The sequence below is a fragment of the Streptomyces sp. NPDC088261 genome, from assembly GCF_044740805.1.
Lineage (GTDB): Bacteria > Actinomycetota > Actinomycetes > Streptomycetales > Streptomycetaceae > Streptomyces.
The window spans coordinates 147,744-158,993 of sequence record NZ_JBIURL010000002.1 but is presented as its reverse complement, the minus strand read 5'-3'; the positions used below and the strand labels follow the sequence as shown (position 1 = coordinate 158,993).

Here is an 11,250-nt window from a genome sequence, read left to right as displayed (position 1 = left end):
GGGCCTACCGTCCGAGGACGGCGAAGTCCCAGAGGGAGTAGCCCCATTGGGTCGCACGGGCGGTGCCCTGGACCCGTACGTACCGGGCGGTGGCGCCCACCGGGACGGTGTCGAGCCCGCCGTCGCCCGCCGTGGTGGTGGAAACGGTGCGCCAGGTCGCGTTGTCCGCTGAGACCTGGACCGTGTACGCCCTGGCGTAGGCGGTCTCCCAGGTGAGCCGGACCTGGTCGACGGTACGGACGGACCCGAGGTCCACCGTGATCGACTGGGGGTCCGTGTAGGCGCTGCCCCACCGGGTGGCGGGGTCGCCGTCCACGGCGTTGGCCCCCACGTGCGCGCTGCCGGGCTCGACGCTGGTGACCGTGACCGGCCGGCCACGCGCCAGGTCGGTGCTCTGGGCGCCGTCCTGCCTGATCCTGATGTCGCGGTAGTTGATGTCCATCCCGGCGCCGTCGTTCTGCACGCCGATGTACCCGGTCGCGATGTCGCGGGCGCTGGTGTAGTCGTTGATCTTCACGCCGTTGAGGTGGATCTCGACCCGCCGGTCGTGCACGGCGATCTCGTAACTGTTCCACGTCCCGGGCGGGTTGAGCGCGGCGGCACGGGCCGCCGTGTCCGGGGCCTTGAGGCTGTAGACACTGCCGGTGGTACGGGAGGGGTCGGCGTCGGTCGCGTCGATCTGGATCTCGTGGCCGAGGTCGACCGGCCGCCACGGATCGCCCTGCGGGTCGGGGAAGCCGATGAACACACCGCCGTTGTCGTCGCCCGGCATCATCCAGTCGACCTTGACCGAGTAGTCGCTGAAGGGGGTCACCGGATACCAGAGCAGCCCCATGCCGCCGACGGAGGTGAGGGTGCCGTCGGCGAGCGAGAAGCCGCCGGGGCCCGCCTGCCGCCACCGGTCCAGGCTGCTCTGCGTCCCGTCGAAGAGCCGCGTGTACCCGTTCTCCGGGCGGCAGTCGGCGGGGACGGCGCCGGCGGCGGTCCGGATGCCGCCGAGCAGCATGGTGGTGAAGGCGGGGTCGGCGTACGACTCCTCGGTGTGGCCGAGACCGGTGTACCAGGACCGGCCGCCCCGGTAGTTCTGGCACCAAGTGATCGGATGATCTCCCATGCTGCCGCCCGTGTACGAGGTCTCGTCCAGGCTCGCGAGCACCTTCACGGCGGAGCGGGGATTGGCGCGGTAGTTGTACCACTCGTCGGTCCGCGTCCAGCGCTGCGGCAGGTGCGCGGTGGAGGGCGAGCCGCGGTCCTCGACCTTGACCGCCGCCTGCTGGGTCGCCGGGTGGGAGGCGAAGTAGGCGCCCACCAGGCCGCCGTACCAGGGCCAGTCGTACTCGGTGTCGGCGGCGGCGTGCACGCCGACATAGCCGCCGCCGGAGGCGATGTACGACTCAAAGGCCGTCTGCTGGGCGGCGTTGAGCACGTCCCCGGTGGTCGACAGCCAGACAACGGCCTGGTAGCGGGCCAGGTTGGCGGTGGTGAAGGCGGTGGCGTCCTCGGTGGCGGTGACGGAGAAGCCGTTGGCCGCGCCGAGTTGCCGTACGGCGGCGATGCCGGCCGCGATGGCCGAGTGCCGGAAGCCGGCGGTCTTGGAGAAGACAAGGACGCTGGTCAGCGGGGCGGCGGGCGCGGCGGAAGGGACGGGGGCGCTGCGCGGGACCGGCGCGGGGAGGGCGGTCGAGACCGAGGTGGTACGGGACATCTGAGCCGCCTGGGACGCCTGAGCGGCCTGGGGTAGGACGGCGAGCGGCAGGACAAGCGGAAGGAACACGGTCACGACGCGGGACAGGAGGCGCACAGTTCAGTCCTCTCTCGGTGCGCCCTGGGGCGCCGGTGGAGGTACGAGTACGTGGCCCCACGAGTGAACATCGGAGGTTTGGGAGGGTCAAGGGGCGGCGTCGAAGTATCGCAACTTTGTTGCGTCCATGCCAAGATCGGGATACGACCCTGTCACGCCGACCCTCCCGGTGCGGGCCGCTTCCCTTCCGGGGGGCCCGCACCGGGGGCGTGTTCCGGGTGGCGGCGGGCCGCGCCCGGTGCCTTAGCGGCCGCCGGTGAGTGCCGTCCGGTTGGCTGCCACGGCGCGTTCCAGCAGGTGGGGGTCGGCCAGGGTGAAGGGGTGGCGGAGCATGAAGGAGACGTTGTTGAACGCCTTGGCGATGCCGCCGTCGAGCACGGTCGCGCGGATCACCTGCTGGAGGGCCCAGCGCTGGTGCCGTACCTCCTCCGGCACCTCGACGCCGTTCTCCGCGTCAAGCCGTGCCGCGTCACCCCCGGCGGACACGGCCCACGCCGCGTCCACGACCACTTCCTGCAACCGGAAGAACTCCGCTGCCTGCTCGTCGAGTCGAGGGTCGCCCTGGAGGAACTCGGACAGGCAGGAGGCGTGGAGCGCGGCGGAGGACATGCCCTGTCCGTAGACGGGGTTGAAGGACGCGACAGCGTCACCCACGCTCACCAGCCGGGCCGGGAAGCGGTCCAGGCCCGTGAAACCGCGCCGCCGGCTGTCGGCCTGATGGTACGTCAGCACCTCACGCGGCGCGGCTCCGCGCACGGCCTCCCGGTAGATCGGGGGCAGTTCCTCGCACGCCGCGCGGAAGTCCTCCACCGAACCGCCCGGCCGGTCCTCCCCGAAGCCGACCAGCAGGGCCAGCCACTTGTCGTCCTCGATGGCGTTCACCGCGGCCACGCCGATGCCGCCGCCCGGATACGGGGGTGAGTACACCACCAACGAGCAGGCCTCCAACAGGTCTTCGGCCGGGGTGGAGCGCTCGAAAAGCGCGGAGGCGTAGTTGATGCCGGATCGCAGCCGCTCCAGGCGCGGCCTGTCGTAGCCGTCGCCGTGGACCCACTCCGACAACCTGCTGGAACGGCCCATCGCGTCCACGACGAAGTCCGTCTCCAGGATCTCCTCCCCCCGGCCCGTGGTGTGGCGGACGCCGCTGACGGCACCGTCCCGGTACCGCAGGCCGGTCGCCCGGCCCCGTACGGTCGAGACGTTGGACAGCGCCAGGACCCTGGCGCGCAGACGGGATTCGAGGAAGGGCCGGCTCGCGCCGAGCAGGGCGTGCGCCCCGCCGGGCGCCTGCGGATGGCCGTCGAAGCAGGTGAGGGCCTGTTCCGGGGAGGCGAGGACCGCGCCCAAGTCCTGTGCCTCCTGGGTGAATCCGGGGAGCCACCGCTCGATCCACAGCCGTCCCGCGGGCAGCAGCGAGTGCACCTGCTGGTCCTGGGGCACACCCGGACGTGACCCGCCCTCCGTGCCGGTCTCGTCGCGTTCGACGATGACCACCCGGCGCGCGTGATCGGCGAGCACCCGGGCCGCCAGCAGCCCCGCGACGCTGCCGCCGAGCACACAGGCCGTGTCCAGTGTCGGACGGGCGGGCGTGGCAGGCCCCACGTTGACCAGCCGGTCGAAGACGGATATGGGCGATTCGGTCATCAGCGGCTCTTCCCCTGGGCGCGATGGTCAGGACGGATCGGATCGGGTCCCTGCTGTGGTCCGTGCTGTGGTCCGTGCTGTGACGCTCGGCGAGCGTAGCCACGCGGCGGTGGGGACATCAAAGCTCCGGGACACCCCGGCGTGGCGCGCCTTCACCCCGGCTTCGGCACCGGGCCCCCGGCTGTTGTCGCCCCGGACTCCGTACGCGGCTGGAATGACGGCGCCTCTCCCGGCCCGCGTGCCGGGGCGTGTCGAGCACCCATCTGCTGAGGGAACCACATGGACGAATACGGCGCACAAGACCCGCGTGGAGCACACGCGCCCCGGCGCATCCTGCGCGGACGCCTCACCGTGGCCGTCGCCTTCGGGCTCGCGGCCGCCGTCACCCTGGCCGTCCCGGGAGTGGCGCGGGCCCACACCCCGGTGACGCTCACGGGGACGGCCGCTCCCGCTTCCGCGTCCCCGCAGGCGCGGTGGACCACCGAGACCGTGGGGCCCGGCGTGCAGGTGCGTACGGGCGTCCTGCGGAACACCCGGGTCACGCCGGTCTGGACGGTCACGCTCCAGGCCCCGGCCGTCAACCGGCTGACGGGCGCGGCCACTTGGGCCCCGGTGGGCGACCGCGCCTGGGCCGGCGCCACCCAGGAGCAGCTGAGCGCGGCCGGGTTTGAGCCGCGCGTGGAGAGGGTCGTCTGGGACGGGTACGCCGACACCCCGCGCGGCACCATGGGGTGGCGGGTACGGGTGGGTTCGTACGCCACCCAGGCCGCGGCCCAGACCGCGAGCCAGGCGGTCGCGGCGGCCGGCCTCCGTACGGCGGTGGAGTGGACGGGTTACGACGGCGGGCAGCGCGCCGACCGGGAGAGCGTCCACGTCGCGGTCATCGACCCGGACCGGTTCCGCGGCACGGTCGCGGGGACGCACGGCGGCGATGTGGCGGACCGCGAGACGACGTCGTCCGTCGCCGTACGGAACGGCTCCCTGCTCGCCGTCAACGGCGGCTTCTTCATCACCGCCGACGCGGACGGCGTGCAGGGCACGGTCGCCGGGATCGCCGCCTACGACGGCGAGTTGGAGTCGATGGCGGTGGGTTCCCGCGCCGCGCTGATCCTCGCGGACGGCGGCCGCCACCCCCGTATCGCCGACCTGTCGACGACGGTCACCGCCCGGGCGGGGTCGTCCGCGTACGCCGTGCAGGGCATCAACCGGCTCCCCGGCAAGGTGCGCAACTGCGGCCGCCCCGGCGCCGTTCCCACCGCGCTCCCCCGGCACGACACCACCTGTGCGCTCCCCGACGACCTGGTGAAGTTCACCCCGCGCTTCCGCGCGGCCCTGCCCGAGGGCGCCGGTACGCAGGTCGTCCTCGACGCCCGGGACCGGGTGGTCTCGGCCGGTCCGCGCGGCGGTACGGTCCCGGCCGGCGGCTCCGTACTCCAGGGGATCGGGGGCGCGGCCGAGTGGCTGACCGCCCACAGCCGTGCGGGCCAGCGGATCTCCGTACAGGAGGACATCCGCGACACGTCCGGGCGGCGGGTCGAACTCGGCGCGCACGACAGCATTGTCAGCGCCGCGCCGACCCTGGTGAAGAACGGCCGGATCGCCATCGACGCCGCCACCGAGGGCACGCTCGACCCGCTGGACCTCTCCTTCGGGTTCGCGTGGTCGAACGTACGGCAGCCCCGCACCCTGGCCGGTGTCGACGCGCACGGGCGGCTGCTCCTGGTCACGGTCGACGGACGCCAGCCGGGCGTCAGCGAGGGCTTCACCCTGGCGGAGGCGGCCGCGTTCATGCGCTCCCTCGGGGCGGTGCAGGCCCTCAACCTGGACGGGGGCGGTTCGAGCGCGATGGTGGTCGGCGGCAAGGTCGTCAACATCACGTCGGACGCGACCGGCGAGCGCGCGGTGGGCGACACGATCCAGGTCGTCCCGGCGGGGCCCCGGCGCTGAGGGCGGGAGCAGGGGCCGGCCGCGCGAAGCCGCTCACCCGGCCTCTCCCGGCCCCTTCCCTGGGCTCCCGCCTTCCCTGCGCTCCCGCCCGCCCTCCTCAGCCGACGAGTTGCTGGCCGCCGTCGATGTCGTACGTCGCGCCGGTCAGCGCCGAGTTCGCCATGATGTGTACGGCGAGCGCCGCGACGTCGTCCGCCCCCACCACCCGCCCGATCGGCAGGGTGCTGCGCAACTCCTCGCGCCGGGCGTCCAGTCCGTCGCCGAGGAGTTGCGCGGACAGCGGGGTGTCGACGAAGCCGGCCGCGATCAAGTTGACGCGGACCGGGGCGAGTTCGAGCGCGAGACTGGCCGTGAGGACCGGCATCGCGATGGTGATCGTCGGCAGGATCCCCAGGTCGCGCTGGACCCGCCGGCCACCGGTGCCTCCCATGAACAGGAGCGTGCCGCCGGGACGTACCGTGTCCACGGCGTGGCGGGCGACCTCCAGCGGCAGCACCATGTGGTCGGTCATCGCCCGGCGCGCCTGGTCGGCGTCCATGTCGAGGAGAGGCCCGTAGGAGGGCCGCCCGGCCGTGACCAGCACATGGTCGACCCGCTTCTTCGGCAGCTCCTCGAAGAACCGCGCCAGCTTCGCCGGATCGTTCGCGTCGAAGGCCACGCTGCTGAGCGCTTCGACGTCCGCCGCCGCGCTCCGCAGCCGCTCCGGATCCCGGCCGGTCAGGATCACGTCGGCGCCCTCGGTCCGCGCGTGCCTGGCGGTGGCGAGCCCGATGCCGGCGCTCCCGCCGATGATCACAACGGTCTGCCCGAGCAGGGTGGGGTCGCGGTGGCCGACAGAGACGGTGGTCGCGGTGCCCATGGTGCCTCCACTAGTGGGTGTCATCTACCACGGTCGCGCCTTTCGCGGTGCGCCGCACCTTCACGGCGGGCGCGCCCGGCCGCCTGTTCTGCCCGCCACCTGGCCGCCCGTTCAGCCGGCCACCCGACCGCCAGTTCAGTCGGCCCGCCGGGCGAGCGCGCGCCGTTCGATGCTGGCGGCGAACAGGGGCGTCTCCCGGCGGTTGTGGTCGCCGGACGCGGCCTGCCGGCTCGCCGCGGCCTCCTCGAAGCTCATGCCGTGCTCCTCGTTGAAGGCCATGAACTCCGAAGTCGGGTGGCTCGACACCTGGTTGGTGTACGTGAGGGTCCCGTCGCCGTTGTCCGTGACGGACAGGTCCCAGATCACCTGGATCGTCGTCCAGCCGTGCGGGGTGAGCACGTCCGAGGTGGAGACCATGTGGCAGTGGTCCCTCTCCAGGGTCTCCCCGACGTAGTGCTGGATCACCAGACCGGTGCCGATCATCTCGACGTTGATCGACATCGGCCTGCCGTCGTCGGTGGTGGTGTAGCCGGCCGCCTTGTGGTCCGGCGGGGCGCAGCGCTGGTACTCCTTGTCGGGCAGGTTCAGGAGCCAATTGCCGATGTCGACGGCGTCCATGGGCGCGTTGATGGTCGCCGTTTCCGTGGAGGTGGAAAGGACGAGATCGGAAAGTATCTCGTTCTGCGTGGTCATCGCACACACTCCCTCTGGGGCACCGGTCCCCCCTCACCACGCTAACTCCACGGTCACGGAGAGCGCCCGGCGCGGCCGTCCGGCCCCGGGCGGTGTCGGTACGGGTCGATATACTCGTCCCATGCCTCGGGGAATCACCGCCAAAGGCCTCGCGACGAGGCAGCGCATCGTGGAAGGCGCGGCGGAGGTGGTCCGTACGCGCGGTGTGGCGGCCACGGGGCTGGAGGACATCCGCGAGGCGACCGGGACCAGTGGCGGTCAGATGACCCACTACTTCCCCGGCGGCAAGACGGAGCTGCTGCTGGCCGTCGCGCGCCATGAAGGGGAGCAGATCCTCCAGGAACAGCGCCCGCTGCTGGACCACCTCACGTCGTGGGGGGCGTGGCGGGCGTGGGCGGACGGTCTGGTGGAGCGGCACGAGCGGCAGCGTGAGCACTGCGGTCTGAGCACGCTGCTCAGCCAGCTGGACCCCGGTGACCTGGGGGTCCGCGAGGTGCTGCTGGAGTTGTTCGAGAGCTGGGGCGCGGCCCTGGAGCGGGGGATCCTGGCGATGCAGCGTGCCGGGGAGATGGACGCGGGGGCGGATCCGCGGGAGTCGGCGCGCGCTCTGCTGGCGAGCGTCCAGGGTGGTGTGGTGATGCTGCTCGCGACGGGGTCGTCGGACTATCTCAGGTCGGGCCTGGACACCTGTTTCGCGAGACTGCGGGTCAGCTGACGGCGGCGGCTTCGGGCTGCTGCGGGGACGGGGGGACGGGCACGCCGGGGGGACGGGCGGGACGGGGGTACGGGGGGACGGGCACGCCGGGTGGGGTTGATGGGCCGCCGTCCGGCGCGGGGGTTTGTACACCCGGGAAGTCGGGTCGGCCGGCCGGCTCACCGGCCCGATTCCCCGGCCCGGATCACCTCTCCCGATCCCGGTCGATCCCGGTCACACCGCTCCGATCGATCCGGGTCACACCGCCAGGAATCCGCCGTCGACGGGCAGGGTCACACCGTGGATGTGCGTCGCGTCGTCACCGGCCAGGAAGACCACGGCCGCGGCGACCTCCTCGGCGGTGCCCGGCCGCCGCCGCGGGTGGGCGGTCGTGAGGTTTTCCAGCATGTCCTTGTACGCCGCGTTGTGTTCCGTGACGGTCGGGCCGGGAGCGACGGTGTTGACCCGTACGTTCCTGGCCGCGAGTTCGGCCGCCCACGACTTGGTCAGGGAGTGCAGTCCCGCCTTGCTCGCCCCGTAGAGGGCGGCGACGGACATGCCGGTCTCCCCGTTGATCGACCCCATGTTGACGACCGCGCCACCGCCGCGCTCCACCATCGAGGGCACCAGACAGGCGGTCAGCAGGAAGGGGGCCTTGACGTTGACCGCCAGGGCCTGGTCGATCTGCTCCTCGGTGGCGTCCAGCATCGACTGCGCCGGTATGAGGACGGCTGCGTTGTTGACGAGTACGTCGATCACGCCCACGGCGGCGGTCGCGTCGCGGGCCAGATCCCGTACCGCCTGCCCGCCGGCACCGAGGTCCGCGCGGACGAAGACGGCCTTGCCGCCCTCGTCCCCGATACGGCGCACGATGTCCTCCCCGCGCTCCGTGTCCCGGCCCGAGACCACCACGGTGGCGCCCTCCCGGGCCAGGGCCATGGCCACGGCCCGCCCGATCCCCCCGGTCGCTCCGGTGACCAGTGCGTTACGTCCCTGCATGCGGCCGGTTCCAGCCATCGCGCGCCTCCACTATGGGTTGATGAGCCCATAGTGTTCGCGCGGGGAATGGGTTGTCAAACCCAGAATGCCGCCCTCCCAGATCGACGCCGCCGGCCGTGCCGCCTCTGGGCCGGCGCACTGGCCACGGACCCGGCCTGGGACGAGATACGTACGCTCGCCCGCCGGTTCCTCGCCACGATGCCGGGCGACTGGCGTGAGCACCCCTTGCCACGCCCGGTGCGGCCGGGCCCACCTTCGGTACGTGAGAGGCGTACGTGAGGGCCCTACGTGAGGGCCGTGCCTGAGCCGTACCGGGAAGGCGATATCCGCGTGCGCGCCCACCTACGCCCCTGCGACACTGCCCGCATGCCGATCATCGAAGTCTCGCCAGGAGTGTCCCTCGCCCACGAGACCTTCGGCGATCCGTCCGATCCGGCCGTCCTGCTGGTGATGGGCTTCAGCGCCCAGATGATCGCCTGGCACGAGGACTTCTGCCGTGCCCTCGCCGCACGCGGGCGCTACGTGATCCGGTACGACAACCGCGACTGCGGGCTGTCCACCAAGTTCGACGCGCACCCCGTCGACCTGGGCCGCTTCATCGGTGCCGTGAGCACCGGCGACCTCGCGTCCGCCGTCGCGATGGCGCCGTACAGGCTGCGCGACATGGCCGACGACGGCCTGCACCTGCTCAGCGCGCTCGGCATCGAACGCGCTCACGTGGTCGGGTCCTCGATGGGCGGCATGATCGCGCAGACGATGGCCATCAGTCGGCCGGAGCGCGTACTGACCCTGACGTCGATGATGTCCTCGACCGGCGAGCCCGAGTACGGGCGCCCGAGCGCCGAGGCCCAGGCCGTGGTCTCCGCCCCGAAGCCGGCCGACCGCGCCGGCTACGTCGCGGCGGCCGAGGCGGAGCTGGTGTGGGCCTCGAAGCGGTACGGCAGCGCCGCGCCCCTTCGCGAGCTGGCCGCCCGGAGCTACGACCGCGCCCACTACCCGGCCGGAGCGGGACGCCAGCTCGCGGCGATGATCCTCGCCGGCTCACGCGCCGACGCGCTCCGCGAACTGCGCGTACCGACCCTGGTGATCCACGGCCTGGACGACACCCTGATCGACCCCAGCGGCGGCCGCCGCACCGCCGCCCTGGTGCCCGGAGCGAAACTCCTGCTGGTCCCCGACATGGGCCACGACCGCCCCCGCGAACTCTGGCCCGAGATCATCGACGCCCTGGACGCGCACACCCGCTGAGCCTCGCCTCCCGCCGGTGAGTGGCCCGTGGTCCTGGAGCTCGCGGAGCTGCCCGCGCCCGGGGCCCATGTCCGGTCGGTCCAGGTACGGGTACGGGCCGCGGCGCTCGGGTCGGCGGAGGCGGGGTCGGCGGAGGCGGGGTCAGCCCTTGTACCACTTCTGGTTGGACGTGCCCTTGCAGGTCCACAGCTGCAACTTGGTGCCCGCCGCCGTGCCCTTGTCCAGGACGTCGACGCACTTGTCGGCGGAGCTGTTGACGAGGTCGCCCGGTCCCGCGAGGTAGAACTGCTGGCCGGGGCCGCCGTCGCAGGTCGCCAGCTGGATGGCGGCCCCGCTGCTCTTGGAGTTCCCCGCCACGGTCATGCACAGGCCCATGGAGCGGATGGTGCCGTCCGAGCGGAACGACCACGCCTGGTTGGCCTGCTTGGTGGGGTTGCAGTCCCACAGCTGGAGCCGGGTGCCCGATCTGCCCTTGCCGTCGAGGGAGTCGGTGACGTCGATGCAGCGGCCCGAGGCCACACCCACCAGCCGCACGCCCTGCGGCGCGGTCTGAGCCGCGCCCTGGGCCTGCTTCACCGGTGTCTTGCCGCCCGAGCCAGTACCGCCCGTACTGCCGCCCGTACCGCTCCCGGCGCTCCCGGCGCCGGAGCCGCCCGCGGACCCGCCGCCCTGCTCCGTACCCTTCGCGTCACCGTCCTTCCCCGAAGGCGTCGACTTCGATCCGCTCTTCGGCTCCTCCTTCGGCCCGTCCGCGCCGTCCGCCGCCCCGCCACCGGCGGGCGGTACAACTCCCGCGCCCACGCCGGGATTCGGCGGGATGTACGCGCCTCCGCCGCCGCTGCCCCCTCGCGGGGCGGGCGCCCGGTCCGTGTGCTCCTCCGACGAGGTGGCGGACGGCGAGGGGGAGGCGGACGGGGTGGCCGTGCCCGGCTCCCGCTCGGCCGCCGCCTCGGCCACGGCCGTGCTGGATTCCCCCGAGCCGGGGGTCAGGTCGATCGACGCGAGCAGCGGCACGGTGAGAATGCCCGCCCCGGTGAGCGCGGCGGCGACGGCCGTCGTCGCCCAGACCCGCGATCCCGGCAGCAGACCCCGGCGGGGCAGGGACGGGCGGCGGGCGAACGTCTCGGCGAAACCGCCCGCCCGGTCCGAAGCCGGGTCCTGGGGTCGTCCGGAGGAGGGCGTGTTGCGGAAGGACGGCACGTGGGCTCCGTACGGATCGGATGGAGGCGAAGGAAAGGGAAGCGGAGGGAAGCGGAGGGAAGCGGAGGGAAACAGTTGAGCGGAACGCGATACTCCGAGGATCCCGGTCCCCATCGACACCGCTCCACGCACATTGGGAAAACGGTTGGTTAACACGGCCCGCCC

9 protein-coding genes are annotated in these 11,250 nt (G+C 72.6%); 3 read left to right on the top strand and 6 right to left on the bottom strand.

The features are described from left to right. Positions 1-4 precede the first annotated feature (4 nt). Together ACIODU_RS04630 and ACIODU_RS04625 are read right to left on the bottom strand one after the other, a co-directional pair. Positions 5-1,705: a ThuA domain-containing protein gene (locus ACIODU_RS04630; RefSeq protein ID WP_401763855.1), complete on the bottom strand. Its 1,701-nt coding sequence runs from the start codon at positions 1,703-1,705 to the stop codon at positions 5-7. Positions 1,706-2,044: 339 nt separating this feature from the next. After that, on the bottom strand, positions 2,045-3,445 hold the full coding sequence (locus ACIODU_RS04625) for an FAD-dependent oxidoreductase (protein WP_401763852.1): 1,401 nt from the start codon (positions 3,443-3,445) through the stop codon (positions 2,045-2,047). A gap of 279 nt (positions 3,446-3,724) precedes the next feature. Here ACIODU_RS04625 and ACIODU_RS04620 point away from each other — a divergent pair, with 279 nt between their 5' ends. Beyond that, positions 3,725-5,392 (top strand): phosphodiester glycosidase family protein, encoded by a 1,668-nt coding sequence (locus ACIODU_RS04620; protein WP_401763849.1) that lies wholly within the window; start codon positions 3,725-3,727, stop codon positions 5,390-5,392. Between the two features lie 97 nt (positions 5,393-5,489). Here ACIODU_RS04620 and ACIODU_RS04615 read toward each other — a convergent pair whose 3' ends face one another. Together ACIODU_RS04615 and ACIODU_RS04610 are read right to left on the bottom strand one after the other, a co-directional pair. Continuing rightward, positions 5,490-6,251, bottom strand: coding sequence for an SDR family oxidoreductase (locus ACIODU_RS04615; RefSeq protein WP_356419345.1), 762 nt, complete (start codon positions 6,249-6,251; stop codon positions 5,490-5,492). 135 nt (positions 6,252-6,386) lie between these two features. After that, complete coding sequence (locus tag ACIODU_RS04610) at positions 6,387-6,944, bottom strand: hypothetical protein (protein WP_356419348.1); 558 nt, start codon at positions 6,942-6,944, stop codon at positions 6,387-6,389. Positions 6,945-7,065: 121 nt separating this feature from the next. Between ACIODU_RS04610 and ACIODU_RS04605 the strand changes: the two genes are divergently transcribed. Beyond that, positions 7,066-7,659 carry a TetR/AcrR family transcriptional regulator gene (locus ACIODU_RS04605; protein WP_401763845.1) on the top strand — a complete coding sequence of 198 codons (594 nt, stop codon included), beginning with the start codon at positions 7,066-7,068 and terminating at the stop codon, positions 7,657-7,659. Between the two features lie 237 nt (positions 7,660-7,896). On the opposite strand, the gene ACIODU_RS04600 is transcribed toward ACIODU_RS04605, so the two are convergent. Next, the gene (locus ACIODU_RS04600; protein ID WP_401763842.1) at positions 7,897-8,637 is read right to left on the bottom strand and encodes an SDR family NAD(P)-dependent oxidoreductase; all 741 of its coding nucleotides are present in this window, start codon (positions 8,635-8,637) and stop codon (positions 7,897-7,899) included. Positions 8,638-9,003: 366 nt separating this feature from the next. Here ACIODU_RS04600 and ACIODU_RS04595 point away from each other — a divergent pair, with 366 nt between their 5' ends. Beyond that, positions 9,004-9,885 (top strand): alpha/beta fold hydrolase, encoded by an 882-nt coding sequence (locus ACIODU_RS04595; RefSeq protein ID WP_356419357.1) that lies wholly within the window; start codon positions 9,004-9,006, stop codon positions 9,883-9,885. 141 nt (positions 9,886-10,026) lie between these two features. Here the strand turns inward: ACIODU_RS04595 and ACIODU_RS04590 are convergent, their stop codons facing one another. Further along, positions 10,027-11,085, bottom strand: a complete 1,059-nt coding sequence (locus ACIODU_RS04590; RefSeq protein WP_401763838.1) for a ricin-type beta-trefoil lectin domain protein — start codon at positions 11,083-11,085, stop codon at positions 10,027-10,029. Positions 11,086-11,250 lie beyond the last annotated feature (165 nt).